This is a genomic window from Acidovorax sp. BoFeN1 (assembly GCF_003345135.1).
GTDB classification, from domain to species: Bacteria; Pseudomonadota; Gammaproteobacteria; order Burkholderiales; family Burkholderiaceae_C; genus Acidovorax; species Acidovorax defluvii.
Genome location: NZ_QOZT01000008.1, coordinates 1 through 20,187 on the forward strand (window position 1 = coordinate 1; position 20,187 = coordinate 20,187).

Here is a 20,187-nt window from a genome sequence, read left to right on the forward strand (position 1 = left end):
GCGGTGTATGCACTGAACCACCGGCCACGCAAGTGCCTGGGCTGGCGTACTCCGCATGAGGTGTTCTATGGGCTGGAGATCACTCCGCTTAGACTTGAGACTCGCGCACTTCGTACTTGAATCCGCGGCTATTTAGGCCTCTGGCGCTTATATGGTAAGCGCTAGTAGCTATCAATAGCATAGCTAGCGGGGTGGCTGCCATGGTGTGCGCGTGTGCGTGGCGCGCCAGGCGGTGCGCCCAAATGGCAGCTGATCAACCAACGCAGGTCTGGTTGCGCCCCTGTTCCTTGGCTTGGTAAAGGGCGGCGTCGGCGCGCGATAGCATGGCGTCCAGGGTGTCCGCCGGGCCGTGCCAGCTGGTCACCCCGATGCTGAGCTGGCAATCGAGCGGGTGGCCGGCCTGCAGCAGGGCATGGATGCGTTGCGCCACACGGCTGGCGGCAAGGGCGTCGGTGTCGGGCAACAAGACCAGAAACTCTTCGCCCCCATAGCGACCCAGCCGGTCCTCGCTGCGCAAGGCCGCTGCCGTACAGGCCGCGAAATGCACCAGCACCGCATCGCCGTGCTGATGGCCGTGCGTGTCGTTCACCATCTTGAAGTTGTCCAGGTCGAGCATCATGATCGACGGCCCGTGGCCATAGCGGCGGGCGCGGTCCAGTTCTTCCTGGCACGCCAGCATGACGGCGCGGCGGTTCAAGGCCTGGGTGAGCGAGTCGTGCGTGGCCAGGTGCTCCAGCTCGGTGCGCAACCGGTCGGTGGCCAGCAGGATGGCGCCGATGGACAGCATCAGCACCGTGAGCACATAGGCGCCGATGTACACCGTCTGGAAAAGCGAAGGTTCCATGATGTCGCTGCCCGCCCGGCCCATCAGCACCGAGACAAACCGCGTGCTCAGCACCAGGATGTGCGTCGCCAGTACCACCTGGACCAGGCGCATGGGAAAGCTCTTGCCCCCATGCCGCCACAGAAAGCGCAGGTGCGAGCCATACAGCACGGTCATCAGCAATGTGAAGGAGGCGATGCGCAGCGTGTAGCTCGGCGCAACATAGGTCATCCACATGAATGCCAGTGTGGACGCGGCCAACACGCCGCCCCACACGGACCATCCCCCTCCATGCCCCAGAAACCGGCGGCTGCCGAGGTAGTAGACCGTTGCGCCCAGCAGCAGTGCCTGGTTGGCCATCACCATGGTCAGGAAATCGGGCAGTTTGCCCCGCGCGCTGAAGAGCACGGTGGAGATCAGCCAGAGCACCGGGGCCGCAGCCCAATAGTCCAGCCCGCGGATATGGGGCGGGTAATTGCGCCGCATGAGCAAAAGCACCACCGCCATCATGGCGGACATCAGGCCGCCCATGGCGATGAGGGAGCGCGGATCGAGTTGCATCTTCCGGCGGAGGCTGAGGCGGGCTGCGGTGTAAGAAAGTGTTTCGCTCAGTATAGACAGCATGCACCTTTAGGGCGAACGAATTTATGCAGTGGCTGCTGGCTGCTGGCAGGTGGCGCGGGTGCACGGGTGCACGGGTGGCTGGGCCCATCCGGCGCAGACCGCCCAAAAAAATGCCGCCCACTTGCGGGGGCGGCATGCAGGGTGCGAACGCAGGGCCGTTCAGGCGGGGGTGGTTACGCGCTCCATGCGCGTGAGCGGCAGGGCTTCGTCCTCATTGGCCGCCTTTTGCATCACGAAGTTGAACCTGGAGCGGGCAAACGGCGCGCTGATGCCCAGCGACTCGTAGCCTGCAGTGGCCACGTTCTTCTCCAGCCCCACGATCAGGCCATCGCGCGTGGCGAAGGCAAAGTCGTCGTCAATGTAGGTGTCGCCCGGAATGTTGACCTGCGTGGTCAGCGTGCGCATGCCCGGCGCCACCACCAGAAAGTGGATGTGCGCGGGGCGGTTGCCATGGCGGCCCAGGGCCTCGAACAGCTCGGACGTGGGGCTGTTGGGTGGAATGGCGTAGCCCGGTGGCAGGAACGAGCGAAAGCGGTACTGGCCCTTGGCATCGGTCTCGATGCGGCGGCGCAGCTCATAGGGCTTCATGCCGGGGAAAAAGTGCGAATAGCCGCCCTGCTCATTGGCATGCCATACATCCACGGTGGCGTGGGGTACGGGTTGGCCGTTCAGGTCCAGCACCTGGCCTTCCATCACAAACACTTCGCCCTTGGGTTCGCCTTCGTCTAGGCGCACTTCGAACTGGGACATGGGCGCGCCCGCCACAAACAGCGGCCCTTCGATGGCGCGCGGCGTGCCGCCGGTGCGGCCCGCCTTCGCGTCGGCCTCGTCGGCGCGGATGTCGAGCAGGCGGTCAAAGCCCAGGCCTGCGGTGATCAGGCCTGTCTGGCCCGCGGCGCCCAGGCGTGTCAGCCAGCCGGTGGCAGCCCAGAACTCGTCCGGCGTCACATCGAGTTCGTCAATGGTCTTGAACAGATCGGTGACGATGCGCTCGGTCAGCTGGCGCACGCGCGCGTTGCCGGGGGCCATTTTCTTGGTGTTGACCAGCTCCAGCAGTTGGGCCTGGGTGAGTTCGGACATGGATGTCTCCTCTGTGGGATGGAATGAATGAGCGTGGGTTCAGTCGAGCTTGATGCCGCGCTCGGTGATCAGCTGGGTCCAGCGCTCGGACTCGCGCGCCAGGTGTTGGGCCAGCTCGTCGGGGGTGGAGCCCACGGGCTCGGCGCCGATGGTTTCAAAGCGTTTGGCCACTTCGGGGTCTTTCATGGCGTCCAGCAAAGCTTTGTTGAGCTTGCTGACGATGGCCTTGGGCGTGGCTGCTGGCATGAACACGGCAAACCAGGGTGACACTTCATAGCCGGGCACACCTGCCTCGGCCAGCGTGGGCACGTTGGGCAAGGTGCTGGAGCGCTTGGCCGTGGTCACGCCCAGGGCGCGCAGCTTGCCCGACTCGATGTGCGGGCGTGCCGAGGTGATGCTGTCAAACATGTAGTTGACCTGTCCGCCCAGCAGGTCGGACACGGCCGGGCCGCTGCCCTTGTAGGGGATGTGCAGCATCTCGACCTGTGCCAGCGAGGTGAATACTTCGCCCGCCAGGTGGATGGAGGTGCCGTTGCCGGCCGACGCATAGGTGAGCTTGCCGGGCGCCTTGCGGGCGGCGGCAATCACGTCCCGGGCGGTCTTCACATCGGGCTGGGTGGCGTTGGTGACCAGCACATTGGGCACCACGGCCAGCAGGCTCACGGGCGCAAAGTCCTTCACCGGGTCGTAGTTGAGCTTGCCGTACAGGGGCTTGTTGGTGGCCATGCCGATCGACGTGATCATCATCGTGTCGCCGTCGCCCGGCTGTTTGGCCACGAAGTCCGCACCAATGTTGCCGCCAGCGCCCGGCTTGTTTTCAATCACGAAGGGCTGGCCCAGCGACTTGGCGGCCTTTTCGCCCAGCGTGCGTGCGATGGCGTCCATGGCGCCGCCGGGCGGGAAGGGCACCACCCAGCGGATGGGCTTGTTGGGCCAGTCGGCAGCCGCAGCTTGTGCGTGGGCAGTGATACCGAGGCCGGCCAGGGCCAGCAAGGCCAGCAGATTGCGTTTGGAGTGCATGGTGTTTGTCTCGTGGGTTTTGTGGTGAGAGGTGGCTCAGATGGCCGAGGGATGCTGCGCCAGCGGGGTGACGGAGATCTTCATGAACGGGAACAGCGGCAGGCCTTGCAGCAGCTGGTGCAGTTCGTCGTTCGACGCCACATCAAAGATGCTGTAGTTGGCGTATTCGCCCACCACGCGCCAGATGCTCTTCCAGCGGCCGTCGCGCTGCAGGTCTTGCGAATAGGCCTTCTCGCGCGCCTTGATCTCGTTGGCTTCTTCCACGGGCAGGTCGCGCGGGATGTTCACGTCCATACGTACCAGAAACAGCATCGGTGTTCTCCTTAAACGGGGGTGGGGGTGTGTGCGGCCATGTCCACGTGCACGGCGGTGAGGCCCTGGCGGGCGCGGTCAAAGCGTTCAAGTTGCGCCAGCGAAACCTCGACACCAAAGCCGGGGCCGTTGGGCAGTTGCAGCTCGAAGTCGACGATGGGCATCTGGGATTCGACGATGTCGTCCACCAGCAGTTGCGGGCCGAACAGCTCGCAGCCATGGTGCGCGCTGCCCAGCGTGGCAAACACATGCGCCGATGCAGCGCTGCCCAGCGAGGTCTCCAGCATGGTGCCGCCGTACCAGCCGATGTCGGCGGCCTCGGCAATGGCGGCCACCTTGCGCGTGCGCACCAGGCCGCCGTGCTTGGCCACCTTGAGCGAGAACACATGGCTGGCTTTTTCGCGCGCCAGCATCATGGCGTCCTGCGGGGTGCAGACGGTTTCGTCGGCCATGATGAGCGCGCCATCGAGCGTGGCCGTGAGGCTCTTGAGCGCCTCCACGTTCCACTGCGCCACGGGCTGCTCGATCAGCGTCACGCCGGCCTCGACCAGTTGCGGCAGGTAGCGGCGTGCGGTGTTGCCGTCCCAGGCTTGGTTCACGTCCACGGTGAGCTTGGCCTTGCCCTGCAGGCCGCGGGCGATCTGCGACACATGGGCCACATCGTCCTGCGGCGCGCGCGCGCCGATTTTCATCTTGAAGATGTGGTGGCGTTTTTGTTCCAGGCGCAGGTGGGCTTCCTGCAGGTCGCGATCAACATCGCCGCTGGCCAGCGTCCAGGCCAGGGGCAGGCTCTGGTGCACCTTGCCGCCCAGCAGTTGCCAGGCGGGCAGGGCGAGAGTGCGGGCCACGGCGTCGATCAGCGCCATCTCCACGGCGCTCTTGGCAAAGGCGTTGCCCTTGCAGGCCTTGTCCATGCGCGCCAGGGCGGCCTCAAAGCCGCCCGCGTTCTGGCCGACGAGGGCCGGGGCCAGGTAGTTTTGAATGGCGTGCAGGATGCTCTCGGGCGATTCTTCGTTCCACGAGGGGCCGCCGATGGTGGCGGCCTCGCCAAAGCCGGTGGCGCCGTCCTTGAGCCACACCTGAACGATGACTGGACTTTGGCGGCTGATGGAGCCAAACGAGAGCTTGTGCGGGCGGATCGTGGGAATGTCCAGAATCCGCGCCTGCATGCGTTCGATGGTGAAGCGGCTATGCATCGATGTGTACCTTGTTGGTTGGGCCGGGGCAACTCGCTGGCCCATCAGGGAGTCAGAAAAAAGGCAAGATTAGATTTAATCCGTGTGACGTTCCAATGATTTATTTGCGACTTATCATTCGATTTTGTCGAACGAATAAGGGGTGTCTTTGATGGAGATACGGCAGCTTCGCTACTTCCTGGACATCGCCCAGACCGAGCACCTCACCCAGTCTGCGCAGAACCTGTTTGTCACGCAATCCACGTTGTCGCATGGTCTGCGCCAGCTGGAGCAGGAACTGGAGATTCAGCTCTTTGACCGGCTCGGACGGGGTCTGCGGCTGTCGCAGGCGGGGGCGGCGTTTCGCGTGCATGCCGCCCGCGCCTTGCAGGAGATCGAGGCCGGACGCATGGCGCTGGCTGACATGACGGGGTTGCAGTCGGGCACGCTCACCGTGGGCGTCATTCCCACCTTTTTGCACACCCTGGTGCCGGCCACGGTGGCGGCCTTCAGCATGGCGTATCCCAGGGTGAACATCGTGGTGCGCGACCTGCGCGCCGGGCCCATCGAGGAGCAGCTGGTAGAGGGCTTGCTGGACGTGGGCATTGCCTTTCACCCCACGCAGCGTGAGGAGATCGAGACCGAACCCCTGTTCGAGGAGCGCATGCAGCTGGTGGTGAACCGCGCCCACCCGCTGGCGCGCCGCCGCAGCCTGGCGCTCAAGGGCCTGGCGCAAGTGCCCCTGGCCATGCTGCCGCGCGCTTTTGCCACGCGCCGCCTGATTGACGACAGCCTGCGCGAGGCCGGCGTGCAGCCCTGGGTGCGGGTGGAGATGGAGTCGGTGGAGGGCCTGATCGACGTGTGCCGCTGGGGGGAGCTGGCCTGCATCGTGCCCGAACGCGCCGCGCGCCAGGCGCCAGACATGCAGGCCATCCAGCTGCATTCGCCGCAGATGGTGCGCCACGCCGGCATCTTGTGGCGCCGTGGCGCCTCACGCAGCCGCGCTGCCGTGGAGTTTGCGGCCTTGCTGCGGCCAGAGCATCGGATGCCCGGCGGGCCTGTGCGCTGAGGTGTGGCACAGGCACGCGCCATGCTCACGCTGGCGCTGGCACGGTGTCATTCAGAAATATGAGCCAAATATGCCTCTAGCGCTTATGTATAAAGCGCTAACAGCTATATTATTTGTAGCACTTTCGCCACTGCGAAAGATGCAGGCAAAAGTGCGCCATTTGCCCGCTGCCCGCGCTGCGGTGCCCTGGCCCATCAGGGACGTGGCGGTGCAGGCGTCTTGGGCTGAAAGTCGCAATACGGCGCCACCAGGCATTCCCAGCAGCGTGGCTTGCGTGCCTGGCACACATAGCGGCCCAGCAGGATGAGCCAGTGGTGCGAATCGACGGCGTAGGCGGGGGGCACGCGTTTCATCAGCTGCACCTCCACTGCCAGCGGGTTTTTGCCGGGCGCCAGGCCCGTGCGGTTGCTCACGCGAAAGATGTGGGTGTCCACCGCCATGGTGGGCTCGCCGAACGCCACGTTGAGCACCACGTTGGCCGTCTTGCGGCCCACACCGGGCAGGGCTTCGAGCGCCTCGCGCGTGCGGGGCACCTGGCCGCCGTGTTGCTCCACCAGGATGCGGCAGGTCTGCAGCAGGTGGCGCGCCTTGCTTTTGTAGAGGCCGATGGTCTTGATGTAGCCCTCCAGGCCGCCCTGCCCCAGATCCATGATGGCCTGCGGCGTGCCTGCCACCGGAAACAGCTTGCGCGTGGCCTTGTTCACGCCCACATCGGTGGCCTGCGCGCTTAGCAGCACGGCGGCCAGCAGCTCGAACACCGTGGTGTATTCAAGTTCGGTGTTGGGCAGCGGGTTGGCCGCCTTCAGTGTGGCAAAAAAGGGTTCGATCTGCGCGGTTTTCATGGCGGGCAGTGTAGGGCGCGGGCGCGGCATGTCTGCGGGGCGCGGTCGGCAAAGCAGCAATTGGTGGCTGCCGATTGGCGACAATGCGCTATTGCCCGTCCACTGAAAGCACCGTCCATGCAATTTGCCGACCGCCTGAACAACGTAGAAACCTCCGCCATCCGCGAACTCTTCAAGCTGCTGGGCAAGCCCGGCATCATCAGCTTTGCGGGGGGCTTTCCCGACAGCGCCATGTTCGACGTGGAAGGCATCCGTGCTGCGAGCAACGCCGCCCTCGCTGAAGAACCCGGCGCTGCGCTGCAATACGGCGCGACCGAAGGCTACAACCCGCTGCGCGAACAGCTGGCGGCCTTCATGACCAGCAAGGGCGCCAAAGAGGTAGCGGCTGACAACCTGATCGTCACCACCGGCAGCCAGCAGGCGCTCGATTTGCTGGGCAAGACGCTCATCAGCCCCGGCGACAAGGTCATTGTGGAAGGCCCCACCTTTCTGGCCACCATCCAGTGCTTTCGCCTGTATGGCGCTGAACTCATCAGCGCGCCCATTGATGGCAATGGCGTAAAGACCGACGAGCTGGAAAAACTCATCGCCGAACACCAACCCAAGTTCGTCTACCTGATCCCCACCTTCGGCAACCCCAGTGGCGCCATGCTGAGCCTGGAACGCCGCAAGGCCGTGCTGGAGATGGCTGTGAAGCACAACACGCTGATCGTCGAAGACGACCCCTACGGCGACCTGTACTTTGGCGACGCCCCGCCGCCCAGCCTGCTCAACTTGTCGGCGACCGTGCCCGGCAGCCGCGAGTTGCTGGTGCACTGCGGATCCTTGAGCAAGGTGCTGTCGCCCGGCCTGCGCGTGGGCTGGATGATTGCCCCGGCCGAGCTGCTGGGCAAGGCCACCATGTGCAAGCAGTTCAGCGACGCGCACACCAGCACCTTTGCGCAGGCCACGGCCGCGCAGTACCTCAAGGCTGGCCGCATGCCCGGCACGCTGGCCCATGTGCGCACGGTGTACGCCGAGCGCGCCCAGGCCATGGGCGATGCGCTGCGCAAGGAACTGGGCGACGCCATCGAGTTCGTGCAGCCCCAGGGTGGCCTGTTTGTGTGGGCGCGCCTCACGGGTGCGGGCGGCAAGGTGGCCGATGGCAACGTGCTGGCCAAGCGCGCGATTGAAAAGGGCGTGGCCTTTGTGCCGGGCACGCCGTTCTTTTGTGCCAACCCCGACCACGCCACCTTCCGCCTGTCGTTCGCCACAGCCGATGCCGACAAGATCCGCGAAGGCGTGGCCCGCCTCGCCCAGGCGTTGTAAACGGTTTCTTTACGCCCGCACCGACCGCCACGCGGCGGCTGCCAGTTCTTGCCGGTAGAGCACGGGCGAGGTCAGGGCGTTCGGGCCCTCCTGGCCCGACAGCCAGGCCCGGCAATAGCTTTGCACCGGGCCCATCACCAACGAAGGCATCAGCTCACAGGGCAGGTTGCGCACCGCGCCCGCCTGGCGGTGCGGCTCGAACCATGCCATCAGGGCCTGGTTGCGGCGGCTGGCAGCCTGGGCCAGATCGGGCGTGCGCGGGCCCGCCGCCACGGCGCTGCGCGCCTGGAACAAAAAACGCGCCCGCTCGGGTTGCGCCACCACCCAGTCCAGGTAGCCCGTGACCAAGGCATGCACGCCCGCCTCCACGCCCCGGGCGGCATCGAGTTGTGCCTGCACGCAGCGCGACTGGTCGTGAAAGATGTCAAAAAACAGTGCGGCCACGATGCCGTCGCGGTTGCCAAAGTGGTGGTAAATGCTGCCCACACTGGCGCCGCAGCGGGCGCGCACGCCGTCGATGGTGACGGCGTCCACGCCGCCTTCGGCCGCGCAGGCGAGGGCGGCGTTCAGGATGTCCTGGCGTCGGTCGGTGGTGGCCTCGGCAGGGGCGGCAGAGCGGGCAGGGGTGATACGACTTGCCATGGAACGGAATTCTAGAATAAAGTTCTAGAAAAATCTTCTACTCCTCACGAGACGCCATGTATTCCTCCGCCACCGCCGCGCCTGCACCCTCTGCTTTCACGTCGCCCGCTCCCGGCGCGGCCCTGTATCCGCACTTGCTCGCCCCGTTGAACCTGGGTTTCACCACCCTCAAGAACCGTGTGCTCATGGGCTCCATGCACACGGGGCTGGAGGATGGGCGCGACCTCTCGCGCATGGCGGCGTACTTCCGCGAGCGGGCCGAGGGCGATGTGGGCCTGATCGTGACCGGCGGCTTTGCGCCCAACATCGCGGGCTGGGCCAAACCGTTTGCGGGCACGCTGGCTACATCGGGTGCTGCCAAACGCCACCGGGTGGTGACCGACGCAGTGCACGGTGCGGGCGGCAAGATCGCGCTGCAGATCCTGCACACGGGCCGCTATGCCTACCACCCGCTGGCGGTGGCGCCCTCGCGCCTGCAGTCACCCATTTCGCCGTTCACGCCGTTTGCGCTGTCGGCACGCGGGGTGGAGCGCCAGATCCGCGCGTTCGTGAACTGCGCCGTGAAGGCGCGCGAGGCAGGCTACGACGGCGTGGAGGTGATGGGCTCCGAGGGCTACTTCATCAACCAGTTTCTCTCGCAAGCAACCAATCTGCGCACCGACGCCTGGGGCGGCGACTACAGCCACCGCATGCGCCTGCCGGTGGAGATTCTGGCCCGCATGCGCGAGGCCGTGGGGCCGGACTTCATCATCATCTACCGCCTGTCGATGATCGACCTGGTGCCGGGCGGCAGCGCCTGGCACGAGATCGTCACCCTGGGCAAGGCGGTGGCCACGGGCGGGGCGAACATCGTCAACACCGGCATCGGCTGGCACGAGGCGCGTGTGCCCACCATTGCCACCAGCGTGCCGCGCGCGGCGTTCGCCTGGGTCACGCAAAAGATGAAGGCCGAGTTTGCGGCGGCGGGCATCGCCACGCCGCTGGTCACGTCCAACCGCATCAACACGCCCGAGGTGGCTGAAGCCGTGCTGGCCGACGGCTGCGCCGACATGGTCTCGATGGCGCGCCCGCTGCTGGCCGATGCGGCCTTTGTGAAGAAGGCCGCCGAGGGCCGGGCCGACCGCATCAACACCTGCATTGCCTGCAACCAGGCCTGCCTGGACCATGTGTTTCAGAACAAGACCAGCAGTTGCCTGGTGAACCCGCGCGCCTGCCACGAGACCGAGCTGGTCTATCGGCCGGTCACCGCGCCTTCGGACCGCAAACGCATTGCCGTGGTGGGCGCCGGGCCAGCGGGTTTGACCGCCGCCACCGTGGCGGCCGAGCGCGGGCATGAGGTGCACCTGTTCGATGCCGCAGCGGCCATCGGTGGTCAGCTCAACATGGCCAAGGTGGTGCCGGGCAAGGAAGAATTCCACGAAATGCTGCGCTATCTGGCCACGCGGGTGCAAGACACCGGTGTGCACCTGCACCTGAACCAGCGCGTGCAGGCCAATGACCTGGCGGGCTATGACGAGGTGGTGATCGCCACCGGCGTGGAGCCACGCGACCCGAAGATTCCCGGCCAGGATCACCCCAAGGTGCTGAGCTACATCGACGTGCTGCGCCACGGCAAGCCCGTGGGCCAGCGCGTGGCCGTTATTGGCGCGGGGGGCATCGGCTTCGACGTGGCCGAGTATCTGGTGCACGGCAACCACCCTTCCACCACGCTCGATCTGCCCGCCTGGAAGGCGGAGTGGGGTATCACCGACCCCGCCGAGGCGCGCGGTGGTCTGGCCACAGCGGGCCCGCATGTCACGCCCCCTGCGCGCCATGTGACGCTGCTGCAGCGCAAGAAGGGCAAGCTGGGTGCCGGGTTGGGCAAGACCACGGGCTGGATCCACCGCACCACGCTCAAGATGAAAGCGGTGCAGATGGTGGGCGGCGTGAACTATGAGCGCATTGCCGATGAGGGGTTGCTTGTCTCCTACGGCGACAAGCGCGAGAACCCCACCTGGATCCCCTGCGACACCGTGGTGCTCTGCGCGGGGCAGGTGCCGCTGTTCAGTCTGGCGCAGGAGTTGGAGGCTGCAGGGCGCAAGCCCTATCGGATTGGCGGCGCGCTGGAGGCAGGCGAGCTCGATGCCAAGCGCGCCATCGACCAGGCGGCGCGGCTGGCGGCGCGGCTGTAACGCAAAGCGGTGGTGCGGCACCTGCCGCAGTACCATGCGCTGCCAGTCTGGGTATCGGGTGCCGGGCTGGTGCTTTCCGCGCATTCACCCGCACTCCAGGCCCGTTCCATGCAATACCGCAACCTTGGCAAAAGCAATCTCCAGGTCTCCCGTCTGTGCCTGGGCACCATGATGTTTGGTGACCAGACCCCGCGTGAAGAGGCCGCCGCCATCGTGGCCGATGCCCATGCCCAAGGGGTGAACTACATCGACACGGCCGATGTGTACACCAAGGGCGCTTCTGAAACCATGGTGGGCGAATTGCTGCGCGGCCAGCGCCACCACTGGGTGCTGGCGACGAAGCTCGGCAACCCGATGTCGGACCGCGTGAACGAGGCGCACTATTCGCGCAGCTGGATGCTGCGCGAGGTCGAGGCGAGCCTGGGGCGGCTGCAGACCGACCATGTGGACATTCTTTATCTGCACCGCGACTACAACGGCATGAACCTGGAGGAGCCCCTGCAGGCGCTCGATGCCATGCTGCGTGCAGGCAAGATCCGCTACTGGGGCGTTTCCAATTTTCGGGGCTGGCGCATCACGGAGCTGGTGCACCTGGCCCGGCAGATGGGCATGCCCGGGCCGGTGGTGTGCCAGCCCTACTACAACCTGCTCAACCGCATGCCCGAGGTCGAGATATTGCCGGCCTGCGCCCACCATGGCGTGGGCGTCACCCCTTACAGCCCGGTGGCGCGCGGCGTGCTCACGGGCAAATACCTGCCCGGTCAGCCACCGGTGGCCGGCTCGCGGGCCGCCCGGGGTGACAAGCGCATCGCGCAGACCGAGTGGCGCGAAGAGTCGCTGCAGATCGCCCAGACACTGCAGCAGCATGTGCATGAGCGGGGAGTGACGCTGGCCCAATTTGCCACGGCCTGGGTGCTGGCCCACCCGGCCGTGAGCTCGGTGATCGCCGGGCCCCGAACGCTGGCACAGTGGCAAGACTATGCCCCCGCGCTTGGCTACGCCCTGACCGAGGAAGACGAAGCGCTGGTGAACTCGCTGGTGGCGCCGGGCCATACGTCCACGCCCGGATACAACGATCCAGCCTATCCGCTGGATGGGCGGTAGGCCGAAGCGCTCCCACGGGCCCGCGGGTTGCGCTGCAGATTGCTTTCCTCCATTCCGTTCCCGGATTGCTTTTCCCGGATTGCGTTCCAATAGCGCCATGCAAGATTCCTCCCCCCTCGAACAGCGCCTGAACGATCTGGAGATCAAGGCCAGCTACACCGAAGATCTGCTCGATCAGCTCAATCTCACCGTTTATCGCCAGCAGCAGCAGATTGACGACCTCGCCCGTGAACTGCTGCGCTTGCGCCAGCAAGTGCCCGAGGGCGGCGGCGCGGCCCCGCGCAACCTGCGCGACGAGCTGCCGCCCCACTACTGATGGACTGGCCGGGCAGGCTGCCGCAGGGGGGCCCGCAGGCACTGAAAGCTGTGTGCAGCGCGGCCTTTAGTTCTTGGATTTGTTGATGCCACTGCCGCAGGCGGTACGATCACCCATGAAAAAAACTTTCCAGCTCCACATTGAAGGCAAGAACCGCGACCGCGTCCTCGAAGCCATCAAGCATGAAATCCGCAAGTACATCAAGCGCGAGCGCGGCCGCCCCGTGCCCGCCGGGGCGGATTTTTGGGATTTCGACTGCAAGTTCGGCAACACTGAACAAACCGCCGAAGTGGCCCACCTTGCTGCCCTGATCGGCCTGATTGACGGCGTGGCCCGCGAAGGCGGTGCGCAGTTTTATGTCGAAATTCTGGCCAAGGGCGGGCATCGCCAGGCCCGTCCTGCCCAAGTGGCCGAAGAAGGCGAGGGCGGCGACACCATCGACGCCAACAACGTCAAAGACGCCGACTGATCACGCTTCTTTCTCACCTGTTGCCGCTTGCGCTGCTGCAGCGGCAGCGCGCAGCTTGTCCTTCTTGCTGGGCCGCTTGCCCTTGATGCCGCCCGTACCCGCTGCCGTGCCCTCGGGGGCCACCTCGGTGGGCTCGAAACCGGGGATCTGTTCGCGCGGCAGGGTGAGGTGCTGGCGGTTCTCGATCAGGCGCCAATGCGCTTCGGTGTCGGCACTGACAAAGCTCACGGCCACGCCGCTTTCGCCCGCGCGGCCCGTGCGGCCGATGCGGTGCACGTAGTCCACCGCAGAGCGGGGCAAATCGTAGTTCACCACCGCGGGCAGCTGGGCAATGTCGATGCCACGCGCTGCCAGGTCGGTGGTCACCACCACTTGCCAGCGGTCGTCCTTGAACTCTTGCAGCACCTGTTTGCGCGCGCCCTGGCTCAGACCGCCGTGGAACGGTGTGGCAAAGATGCCGGCCTTGTAGAGCTTTTCGGCGACATGTTCGGCCGCATATTGCGTGGCCACGAACACCAGCACGCGGCTCCATTCGTTCTCCTTCACCAGGTGGCGCAGCAACTGCGTGCGGCGGCTGGCGTCTACCGCAATGGCGCGCTGCACGATGCACGGTTCGTTCGCAGGGGTGTCGGCCACGGCCACGCGCACGGGGTCTTTCAGCAACGACTCGGCCAGCGTTTGCACGTCTGCCGGAAAGGTGGCCGAAAAGAACAGGTTCTGGCGCCGCGCTGGCAGCAGCGCCAGGGTGCGCTGCAGTTCCTCGGCAAACCCCAGGTCCAGCAGCCGGTCGGCTTCGTCCAGCACCAGCAGGTTCACGCTGGCAAGCTGCAGCGCGTTGTGGTCCACCAGATCGAGCAGGCGGCCCGGCGTGGCGACCACCACGTCGGCGCCACCGCGCAAGCCCATCATCTGGGGGTTGATGGAAACGCCGCCAAACACAACGGCCACTTTCACTGGCTGGGGCAGGTGCTGGGCCAGGCTGCGCACCACCTCGCCGACCTGGGCCGCCAGCTCGCGCGTGGGCACCAGAACCAGCGCGCGCACCTGCCGTGGCGTCGGGGTGGCTCCGGCTTGCAGCCGTTGCAGCAGGGGCAGGGCAAAGGCCGCCGTTTTGCCCGAACCCGTCTGGGCCGAGCCCACGACATCGGCGCCGCGCAAAATGGCCGGAATGGCCGCCTCCTGGATGGGTGTAGGGGCGACAAAACCCATGGCCGTGGCGGCCTGGGTGAGTGCGGGAGAAAGACCGAGGGCAGAAAATGGCATGGTGTAAGACAAAAAATTCAGGCCATGCACCCGGCGCCAACGCGCAAAGAATCATGGCCAGCAAGAAAAACTGCGAGAACTGCGCGACACATTCAGGGGCCGCAGGCACAGCGGCTGTAGCGCTGCATTGTTCACCGCCTGGCAGCTGGCACAAGGGCCTCCACGCGGTGCAACCCCAAAAAAATGCCGACTTGCCGGTGCTTTGAAAGGGTCGGCCGGCCACATGGCGCAGTGCCTGGCGCCGCGCCGCCTGTGGGCGTGCATTGTGCGCCACCCACGGGGGTAGCGATAATCGCTGCCCGTGCGCGCCGCGTGCGGCACTGTTTTTTCGACACCATGAACCTCGCTCTTGATTCGTCCACCATCACCCACAGCATCCAGCTGGCCGTGGCCCCGGTGTTCCTGCTGACCGCCGTGGCCGGCATGATTGGCGCGGTGGCGGGGCGCCTGGCGCGCATCATCGACCGCGCCCGCGTGGTGGAAGACAGGGCCCGCCACACCGAAGAGGCCGATTTTCTGCAGCGCGCTGTGCTGGAGCTGGGTTACCTGCGCACCCGTGGGCGCATGGCCAATGGCTGCATTGGCCTGCTCACGCTGTGCGGGTTTCTGATTGGGGTGACCATCATCCTGCTGTTTCTGGGAGAGACCACCGACTTTCGCGGCCACACCTGGGCGCTGGGAAGCTTTTTGAGCGGCGTGCTCTCGTTCCTGCTGGCGCTGGTGCTCTTTTTTGTGGAAACGGTGATGGCCACGCGCATCCTCAATTTCCACATGCTGCGCGCCCCGGTGCCTGCACCTGCACCGGCGCCAACACCCACACCCGCCACCCCGCAGCCCTGAGGCCGGCACCATGAAATCCTTGCGTGATCTTGCAGGCCTGGGCGGCCTCGTGTATTCCACCGACCATGGGCGCATGTGCCCCGACTGCCGGCAGCCGCAGGCTCAGTGCGTGTGCAAGGCAGCATCGGTGCCAGCGGGCGACGGCATCGTGCGCGTTTCGCGCGAAACCAAGGGACGTGGCGGCAAGGCCGTGACGGTGGTGAAGGGCGTGGCGCTGGATGCCGACGCGCTGGCCGGACTGGGCAAGCAGCTCAAGACCGGGTGCGGAAGCGGCGGCACCGTCAAGGACGGCGTGATCGAGGTGCAGGGCGACCATGTGGAGCGCGTGATGGAGGCGCTGAAAAAGCTCGGCCACCAGGTCAAGCGCGCCGGGGGCTGATGATGGACCCCAGCCAGCTGCAACGCCTCGTCACCGTGTCCATGCCTTTTGGCAAATACAAGGGCCGTGTTCTGGCAGATCTGCCCGGCAACTACCTCAACTGGTTTGCCCGCGAGGGCTTTCCGCGCAGCGACCTGGGGCGTTTGCTGGCGCTCATGCACGAGATCGACCACAACGGCCTTTCGCAGCTGCTCGAACCCCTGCGCTCTGCCGCCGGGCTGCCCCCACGCGCGCAGGACGACTGAGGAACGCCCCGAAGGAGCCTTCGAGGCGGATCGTGCTCAAAACACCGGTCAGCGGGCTCTGGCGGCGCAATTTGGAGTAAAAATGGACTGCAGCCCAATACTGGTAAGCGCAAGCAGCTATTATTTTTGATGGTTCAATGCGCGCAAGTGAGCTTGGTCGGCACCAGCCACTGGCGTGCGGCCACCATCACGCACTGGGTCAGCCGCTCCAGGCCTGCCTGGGCCGAGCGGGCGTGCACCCAATACAGCGGCATGTCCATGCCTGTGCCGGGCAGCAACTCCACCAAGGTGCCAGCGTCGAGCTGGTGCTGGATCAGCGACGTGGGGTGCATGCCCCAGCCCATGCCCACCTCGCAGCCGCGCACAAAGCCGTTGTTGGACGGCAAAAAATGCTTGGGCGGGTTGTGGCGCGAGGCCAGCCCCTGCTGCTGCATCCATTGCTCCTGCAGGCGGTCCTTGCGGTCGAAGGTCATCATCGGTGCACGGCCAATGGCTTCGGCGCTGACCCCGTCCGCAAAATGCCGCGCCACAAACGCGGGGCTGGACGCGGCCACGTAGCGCACCGACCCCAGCGGCCAGGTATTGCAGCCCGCAATGCTGCCGGCGCTGGCCGTGACGGCGGCCAGCACGTCGCCTTCCTTGATGCGCTGGGCCGTGTGGTCCTGGTCGTCGATGCGGATGTCCAGCAGTTCGTTGCCCCCGGCAGTGAAGGCGGCCATGGCGTCCATGAACCAGGTGGACAGCGAATCGGCATTCACCGCCAGCTTCAGCGTGGGGGGCGTGGCATGGCCGTCGGGCATCAGGCCCGGGTTGGTGCGGCGCAGTTCGTTTTCGAGCAGCGCCACCTGCTCCACATGCAGGCACAGCCGCCGCCCGGCGTCGGTGCCGGTGCAGGGGGTGCCGCGCAGCACCAGCACCTGGCCCGTGCGCTCTTCCAGCTGCTTGATGCGCTGCGACACTGCCGAGGGTGTGATGTGCAGTCTGCGGGCCGCCCGCTCGAAGCTGCCTTCCCGCACCACGGCGGCCAGGGCCTGGAGTCCGGTGTAATCCAGCATGAAGAATTGCTAACTTTGGTTCAGGTGAATTAATTTTACTTAATCACGGCCGCTGTCCAGAATCGGTGGCATGTGGACTGCCAATGTTTCTTCTTCGTGGCTTGCCGGGTTTACCGTGTGCCTGTCGCTCATCGTATCGATCGGGGCCCAGAACCTGTATGTGCTGCGCCAGGCCGTGAGTGGCCAGCATGTGCGCGCCTGCGTCGCGTGGTGTGTGGCCAGCGATGCGCTGCTGATTGGCGTTGGCGTGGCCGGCATGGCGCAGTTGCTGGGGCACTCGCCCACGCTGGCCTATTACCTGAGTGTGGGCGGCGCGGTTTTTCTGCTGGCCTATGGCCTTTTTGCCTGGTGGCGCGCCTTCACAGCGCCCGATGCCAGCGTTGGCACCACGCCCGTTGCGGCCCCGCGTGGTTTGCTCAGCGTGATTGGCACCCTGGCGGTGATCACGCTGCTCAATCCCCATGTTTATCTGGACACCGTGGTGCTGGTGGGCTCGATTGGTGCACGCCAGGACGGTGGTCTCAAGTGGGTGTTTGTGATGGGGGCGGCTTCGGCCAGCCTGGTGTGGTTTGCCGCGCTGGCGCTGGCCGGGCGGCGGATGCAGGGGCTGTTTGCCAATCCCCGCGCCTGGCGGGTGCTGGACGCTTTGACCGGCTGCATGATGCTGGCGCTGGCGTGGTGGGTGTGGCAAGGGGTTGCGGGCTGACGCAGGCCACGGCGGCAGACGGGTGCTGTGCCCGCAATGCGGGTCAGCCCCGTTGGCCGGGGGTGAAGGACGCGTTTGTCGGGGATACTTCAGGCGCACCGCCTCCCGGGGGCTTGTTCCTGCAAGGGGGGCATCAGGCGGGCCGCCGCCATTTTTTGCCAGGGAGCCTCGCACCATGAAACAGCCTTTATTTGTTCGCCCCTCCTGGTTGTTGCTGGGCGGCATGTGGCTTGCTGCAGGCGCCCAGGCGGCAGACCCGGCCGGCTCGCCCGCCTCGCCCATGCTGGTGCCGTCAGAGGATGGTGCCTCTATCATTGATCTGCGCGCGCGGCTGGTGTGGCCGCGCTGTGTGGAGGGCATGCAGTGGAACGGCAAGACCTGCACCGGCACCCCGCAGCGGCTGGACCATGCGCAAGCCGTGGCCTTGGCCAATGCCCGCTGGAAGGCCGACGGCATGCGCTGGCGGCTGCCGCGCGTGCCAGAGCTGAAGCGACTGGTGGACAAGACGATCAGCCCGGCGGGGCTTGACCCGGCGCTGTTTCCCGCCGCGTCGCACGACTGGCATTGGTCGGGCACTGCCAATGTCAGCACGGGGTCGGGCAACCAGTACAACTACGGCAATGTCATGAACAGCCGCTCCGGTGGCGGCGACATGGCCTTTCGCCAAGGCTGGGCGGTAAACCTTGAAACCGCAGAGAGCCGCGGCGACGTGGGCAAGGGAACCCGGCTGTTGGTGCGGCTGGTGCGGCCCCATGTTCCGGCGCCAGAACCTGTCGGGGCCGAGCGGTAACCCTATGGCCGAGGCCGCTGGATGCGCGGTCAGGGCGCTGCAGTGCGCGGGGGGAGGGCCGTGCAGCCTGGGCCGACAATCCAGCGTTAAATTTGAATGAAATGCGCTTCTAGCCCATGTAGATAAAGCGCATTGCGCTATTAAATCAGGAGTCTAGTGACCGGCCGCTGACGAGGCGCCTTCGACGTCGGCACCATTGCCAAACACAGGCTGCGTGCCGAAGTATCCGAGAAACAGGTTGCGGGCGATGCCGTGGGCGGTGATCTGCAGGTCGCGCGCCACCTCGGGCGCGAAAAGCCGTTCGGTCTGCTCGCCCCACAGGCGCACCCACACGGCAAAGTGCGCTGGCGTCACACCCTGCAGCGCCATGTGCTTGCCAAATACGTTGCCACGAAAACGCTTGCTGCCCAGTGCCACCGTGCTCCAGAAATCAACCATGCGCGCCAGATGGGGCTCCCACCGGTCACGCAGGGCATTCTCGAACACGGGGCCCAGCAGGGCGTCGGCCCGAACCGCAGCATAAAAGCCGTGCACGAGCTCGGTCAGGCTTTCCACGCTGGGCGTGCGCCACTCGCCGCCATTGCCACTATTGGGCGACGGGCTGGGCGCAGAGGGGCTCAGCTGCATCCGCAGCCCGATGCGCCACCGCAGCCACCGCGTGCCACAGGTGCGGCCTGCTGGGCGGCTTCGAACTGTGGGAACAGCACGTTGTTTTCGAGGTGGATGTGGTTGATCAGGTCGTCGCCAAACTGGGCAATGCCCGCGTACAGGGCACGCCAGGTGTTGCAGGCGCCGGCAGGTGGCGTGGCGTCATGGGTCAGGGCGTTCAGCTGCTCAAGCGCTGCGCCATGCTCCACGTGTTCGGCCCGCATCATGCCGATGGGCTGGTTCACGAACGGGTTGCCGCCCGACTTGAGCATGGGGAACAGAATGGCTTCTTCCTTTTGCATGTGCGACAGCAATTCTTGCTGAATTTCTTCCAGCAGGTTACCCAGACCGGCAGGCACATCAGGGTTGGCGCGGTGCACGGCTTCTACGCGGTGTGCCATGCGAATCAATTCGGGCAACTGCACGCGATGCACGTCGTGGTAGCGCGCGAGGATGTGGTCCACCAGTGCGCCGGGCTCGCTCACACCAGGAAGGGCGCTGGGGCGCTGCAGGGCAGCCAGCTCGGACAGCACGGCATTCACGTCCAGGCCTTTCTCAGCAGCGGCGGTTGCCAGAGGGACCTGGCCGCCGCAGCAAAAATCCAGTTTCAGACGGCGGAAGACGGCGGTAGCGCCGGGCAATTGGACTGCAATCTGGCCGATTTGCTGATCGGCACTCAGGGCGGCGGCGGTTTCCAGGCGGGCGTTCATGGGGTGTTCCTATAAAGATACATTTGATATGAATATTTTATGACATAAAATTCATGCCAACTATTCCTTTTAATTGACCTGCGGCAATCCAATGCGTCTGACCCAATGGACCGACTACACGCTGCGCGTGCTGATGTATTGCGCGGCCACTGAAGGGCGTTTGCAGCCCGTCACCATCAGCGAGGTGGCAGAAAGCTATGACATTTCGCGCAGCCACCTGACCAAGATCGTGCAGGAGCTGTCAGCCCAGGGTCTGCTCGAAACCACGCGCGGGCGGGGGGGCGGCATGCGCCTGATGAAGCCTGCAAACGACATCAACATCGGTGCCGTGGTGCGTGCCACCGAAACCGATTTCAACCTGGTCGAGTGCTTTGACCCCGAGCACAACCAATGCCGACTGAGCAGCCATTGCTATCTCAAGGGGCTGCTTGGTCAGGCCATGCGGGCCTTCTTTGCCGTACTGGACAAGGTGACGCTGGCCGATCTGCTCGCCGATCCCCAGAGCGTGGTGGCGATGCCCACATCGCGCCGCCTGGCCGCTAAGCCCCTTGTGCCGGGGCTACCGGACAAGGTGGCGTAACGGCTCAAAAGAAGCG

Annotated in this window: 23 protein-coding genes; 12 read left to right on the top strand and 11 right to left on the bottom strand. The window is 65.5% G+C overall.

What is annotated here, in order from left to right; genetic code table 11:
* Positions 1-253: 253 nt before the first annotated feature.
* The 5 genes from DTW89_RS03130 to DTW89_RS03150 form a co-directional block, all read right to left on the bottom strand.
* The gene (locus DTW89_RS03130) at positions 254-1,384 is read right to left on the bottom strand and encodes a GGDEF domain-containing protein (RefSeq protein ID WP_114654881.1); all 1,131 of its coding nucleotides are present in this window, start codon (positions 1,382-1,384) and stop codon (positions 254-256) included.
* Positions 1,385-1,606: 222 nt separating this feature from the next.
* The gene (locus tag DTW89_RS03135; RefSeq protein ID WP_114654882.1) at positions 1,607-2,527 is read right to left on the bottom strand and encodes a dioxygenase family protein; all 921 of its coding nucleotides are present in this window, start codon (positions 2,525-2,527) and stop codon (positions 1,607-1,609) included.
* 39 nt (positions 2,528-2,566) lie between these two features.
* Positions 2,567-3,547, bottom strand: a complete 981-nt coding sequence (locus tag DTW89_RS03140; RefSeq protein WP_114654883.1) for a tripartite tricarboxylate transporter substrate binding protein — start codon at positions 3,545-3,547, stop codon at positions 2,567-2,569.
* A 36-nt stretch (positions 3,548-3,583) separates the two neighbouring features.
* The gene (gene catC / locus DTW89_RS03145) at positions 3,584-3,859 is read right to left on the bottom strand and encodes a muconolactone Delta-isomerase (RefSeq protein WP_026435659.1); all 276 of its coding nucleotides are present in this window, start codon (positions 3,857-3,859) and stop codon (positions 3,584-3,586) included.
* An 11-nt stretch (positions 3,860-3,870) separates the two neighbouring features.
* The gene (locus DTW89_RS03150) at positions 3,871-5,055 is read right to left on the bottom strand and encodes a muconate cycloisomerase family protein (RefSeq protein WP_114654884.1); all 1,185 of its coding nucleotides are present in this window, start codon (positions 5,053-5,055) and stop codon (positions 3,871-3,873) included.
* Positions 5,056-5,206: 151 nt separating this feature from the next.
* Between DTW89_RS03150 and cynR the strand changes: the two genes are divergently transcribed.
* Positions 5,207-6,103, top strand: coding sequence for a transcriptional regulator CynR (gene cynR / locus DTW89_RS03155; protein ID WP_114654885.1), 897 nt, complete (start codon positions 5,207-5,209; stop codon positions 6,101-6,103).
* A gap of 194 nt (positions 6,104-6,297) precedes the next feature.
* Here the strand turns inward: cynR and nth are convergent, their stop codons facing one another.
* Entirely contained in the window at positions 6,298-6,945 is a 648-nt protein-coding gene (gene nth, locus DTW89_RS03160) for an endonuclease III (RefSeq protein WP_114654940.1), read from the bottom strand.
* A gap of 117 nt (positions 6,946-7,062) precedes the next feature.
* On the opposite strand from nth, the gene DTW89_RS03165 reads away from it, so the two are divergent.
* Positions 7,063-8,253: an aminotransferase-like domain-containing protein gene (locus tag DTW89_RS03165; RefSeq protein WP_114654886.1), complete on the top strand. Its 1,191-nt coding sequence runs from the start codon at positions 7,063-7,065 to the stop codon at positions 8,251-8,253.
* A 9-nt stretch (positions 8,254-8,262) separates the two neighbouring features.
* Here the strand turns inward: DTW89_RS03165 and DTW89_RS03170 are convergent, their stop codons facing one another.
* Entirely contained in the window at positions 8,263-8,895 is a 633-nt protein-coding gene (locus DTW89_RS03170; protein ID WP_114654887.1) for a TetR/AcrR family transcriptional regulator, read from the bottom strand.
* 56 nt (positions 8,896-8,951) lie between these two features.
* Here DTW89_RS03170 and DTW89_RS03175 point away from each other — a divergent pair, with 56 nt between their 5' ends.
* From DTW89_RS03175 to DTW89_RS03190, 4 genes are all read left to right on the top strand, one after another.
* Positions 8,952-11,066 (top strand): NADPH-dependent 2,4-dienoyl-CoA reductase, encoded by a 2,115-nt coding sequence (locus tag DTW89_RS03175; RefSeq protein ID WP_114654888.1) that lies wholly within the window; start codon positions 8,952-8,954, stop codon positions 11,064-11,066.
* Between the two features lie 108 nt (positions 11,067-11,174).
* Positions 11,175-12,170, top strand: a complete 996-nt coding sequence (locus DTW89_RS03180; protein WP_114654889.1) for an aldo/keto reductase — start codon at positions 11,175-11,177, stop codon at positions 12,168-12,170.
* Between the two features lie 97 nt (positions 12,171-12,267).
* Positions 12,268-12,486, top strand: coding sequence for a SlyX family protein (locus DTW89_RS03185; RefSeq protein WP_024815398.1), 219 nt, complete (start codon positions 12,268-12,270; stop codon positions 12,484-12,486).
* Positions 12,487-12,601: 115 nt separating this feature from the next.
* Positions 12,602-12,955 (top strand): DUF6172 family protein, encoded by a 354-nt coding sequence (locus DTW89_RS03190; RefSeq protein WP_236637016.1) that lies wholly within the window; start codon positions 12,602-12,604, stop codon positions 12,953-12,955.
* On the opposite strand, the gene DTW89_RS03195 is transcribed toward DTW89_RS03190, so the two are convergent.
* Positions 12,956-14,218 (bottom strand): DEAD/DEAH box helicase, encoded by a 1,263-nt coding sequence (locus tag DTW89_RS03195; RefSeq protein ID WP_114654941.1) that lies wholly within the window; start codon positions 14,216-14,218, stop codon positions 12,956-12,958.
* A 336-nt stretch (positions 14,219-14,554) separates the two neighbouring features.
* On the opposite strand from DTW89_RS03195, the gene DTW89_RS03200 reads away from it, so the two are divergent.
* The 3 genes from DTW89_RS03200 to DTW89_RS03210 are packed head-to-tail and all read left to right on the top strand — an operon-like array spanning position 14,555 to position 15,682.
* Positions 14,555-15,058, top strand: coding sequence for a DUF2721 domain-containing protein (locus tag DTW89_RS03200; protein ID WP_114654890.1), 504 nt, complete (start codon positions 14,555-14,557; stop codon positions 15,056-15,058).
* A gap of 10 nt (positions 15,059-15,068) precedes the next feature.
* The gene (locus DTW89_RS03205) at positions 15,069-15,437 is read left to right on the top strand and encodes a translation initiation factor Sui1 (RefSeq protein WP_114654891.1); all 369 of its coding nucleotides are present in this window, start codon (positions 15,069-15,071) and stop codon (positions 15,435-15,437) included.
* A 2-nt stretch (positions 15,438-15,439) separates the two neighbouring features.
* Positions 15,440-15,682, top strand: a complete 243-nt coding sequence (locus tag DTW89_RS03210) for a DUF3820 family protein (RefSeq protein WP_024815393.1) — start codon at positions 15,440-15,442, stop codon at positions 15,680-15,682.
* A 134-nt stretch (positions 15,683-15,816) separates the two neighbouring features.
* Here the strand turns inward: DTW89_RS03210 and DTW89_RS03215 are convergent, their stop codons facing one another.
* On the bottom strand, positions 15,817-16,737 hold the full coding sequence (locus DTW89_RS03215) for an HTH-type transcriptional regulator ArgP (RefSeq protein WP_114654892.1): 921 nt from the start codon (positions 16,735-16,737) through the stop codon (positions 15,817-15,819).
* Between the two features lie 70 nt (positions 16,738-16,807).
* On the opposite strand from DTW89_RS03215, the gene DTW89_RS03220 reads away from it, so the two are divergent.
* Complete coding sequence (locus DTW89_RS03220; protein ID WP_114654893.1) at positions 16,808-17,443, top strand: LysE/ArgO family amino acid transporter; 636 nt, start codon at positions 16,808-16,810, stop codon at positions 17,441-17,443.
* Positions 17,444-17,618: 175 nt separating this feature from the next.
* Positions 17,619-18,233: an Lcl C-terminal domain-containing protein gene (locus tag DTW89_RS03225; RefSeq protein WP_114654894.1), complete on the top strand. Its 615-nt coding sequence runs from the start codon at positions 17,619-17,621 to the stop codon at positions 18,231-18,233.
* 153 nt (positions 18,234-18,386) lie between these two features.
* On the opposite strand, the gene DTW89_RS03230 is transcribed toward DTW89_RS03225, so the two are convergent.
* Together DTW89_RS03230 and ytfE are read right to left on the bottom strand one after the other, a co-directional pair.
* Positions 18,387-18,860 carry a group III truncated hemoglobin gene (locus DTW89_RS03230; protein ID WP_236637017.1) on the bottom strand — a complete coding sequence of 158 codons (474 nt, stop codon included), beginning with the start codon at positions 18,858-18,860 and terminating at the stop codon, positions 18,387-18,389.
* Positions 18,851-19,591, bottom strand: coding sequence for an iron-sulfur cluster repair protein YtfE (gene ytfE / locus DTW89_RS03235; RefSeq protein WP_111867590.1), 741 nt, complete (start codon positions 19,589-19,591; stop codon positions 18,851-18,853). The genes DTW89_RS03230 and ytfE overlap by 10 nt, the downstream gene beginning before the upstream one ends.
* 91 nt (positions 19,592-19,682) lie before the next feature.
* Between ytfE and DTW89_RS03240 the strand changes: the two genes are divergently transcribed.
* Entirely contained in the window at positions 19,683-20,171 is a 489-nt protein-coding gene (locus DTW89_RS03240; protein ID WP_114654895.1) for an RrF2 family transcriptional regulator, read from the top strand.
* Positions 20,172-20,187 lie beyond the last annotated feature (16 nt).

Coding starts and splice junctions, on each gene's coding strand:
- DTW89_RS03130 (WP_114654881.1), bottom strand. CDS start 1,384: ATGCAACTCGATCCGCGCTCCCTCATCGCCATGGGCGGCCTGATGTCC.
- DTW89_RS03135 (WP_114654882.1), bottom strand. CDS start 2,527: ATGTCCGAACTCACCCAGGCCCAACTGCTGGAGCTGGTCAACACCAAG.
- DTW89_RS03140 (WP_114654883.1), bottom strand. CDS start 3,547: ATGCACTCCAAACGCAATCTGCTGGCCTTGCTGGCCCTGGCCGGCCTC.
- catC (WP_026435659.1), bottom strand. CDS start 3,859: ATGCTGTTTCTGGTACGTATGGACGTGAACATCCCGCGCGACCTGCCC.
- DTW89_RS03150 (WP_114654884.1), bottom strand. CDS start 5,055: ATGCATAGCCGCTTCACCATCGAACGCATGCAGGCGCGGATTCTGGAC.
- cynR (WP_114654885.1), top strand. CDS start 5,207: ATGGAGATACGGCAGCTTCGCTACTTCCTGGACATCGCCCAGACCGAG.
- nth (WP_114654940.1), bottom strand. CDS start 6,945: ATGAAAACCGCGCAGATCGAACCCTTTTTTGCCACACTGAAGGCGGCC.
- DTW89_RS03165 (WP_114654886.1), top strand. CDS start 7,063: ATGCAATTTGCCGACCGCCTGAACAACGTAGAAACCTCCGCCATCCGC.
- DTW89_RS03170 (WP_114654887.1), bottom strand. CDS start 8,895: ATGGCAAGTCGTATCACCCCTGCCCGCTCTGCCGCCCCTGCCGAGGCC.
- DTW89_RS03175 (WP_114654888.1), top strand. CDS start 8,952: ATGTATTCCTCCGCCACCGCCGCGCCTGCACCCTCTGCTTTCACGTCG.
- DTW89_RS03180 (WP_114654889.1), top strand. CDS start 11,175: ATGCAATACCGCAACCTTGGCAAAAGCAATCTCCAGGTCTCCCGTCTG.
- DTW89_RS03185 (WP_024815398.1), top strand. CDS start 12,268: ATGCAAGATTCCTCCCCCCTCGAACAGCGCCTGAACGATCTGGAGATC.
- DTW89_RS03190 (WP_236637016.1), top strand. CDS start 12,602: ATGAAAAAAACTTTCCAGCTCCACATTGAAGGCAAGAACCGCGACCGC.
- DTW89_RS03195 (WP_114654941.1), bottom strand. CDS start 14,218: ATGCCATTTTCTGCCCTCGGTCTTTCTCCCGCACTCACCCAGGCCGCC.
- DTW89_RS03200 (WP_114654890.1), top strand. CDS start 14,555: ATGAACCTCGCTCTTGATTCGTCCACCATCACCCACAGCATCCAGCTG.
- DTW89_RS03205 (WP_114654891.1), top strand. CDS start 15,069: ATGAAATCCTTGCGTGATCTTGCAGGCCTGGGCGGCCTCGTGTATTCC.
- DTW89_RS03210 (WP_024815393.1), top strand. CDS start 15,440: ATGGACCCCAGCCAGCTGCAACGCCTCGTCACCGTGTCCATGCCTTTT.
- DTW89_RS03215 (WP_114654892.1), bottom strand. CDS start 16,737: ATGCTGGATTACACCGGACTCCAGGCCCTGGCCGCCGTGGTGCGGGAA.
- DTW89_RS03220 (WP_114654893.1), top strand. CDS start 16,808: ATGTGGACTGCCAATGTTTCTTCTTCGTGGCTTGCCGGGTTTACCGTG.
- DTW89_RS03225 (WP_114654894.1), top strand. CDS start 17,619: ATGAAACAGCCTTTATTTGTTCGCCCCTCCTGGTTGTTGCTGGGCGGC.
- DTW89_RS03230 (WP_236637017.1), bottom strand. CDS start 18,860: ATGCAGCTGAGCCCCTCTGCGCCCAGCCCGTCGCCCAATAGTGGCAAT.
- ytfE (WP_111867590.1), bottom strand. CDS start 19,591: ATGAACGCCCGCCTGGAAACCGCCGCCGCCCTGAGTGCCGATCAGCAA.
- DTW89_RS03240 (WP_114654895.1), top strand. CDS start 19,683: ATGCGTCTGACCCAATGGACCGACTACACGCTGCGCGTGCTGATGTAT.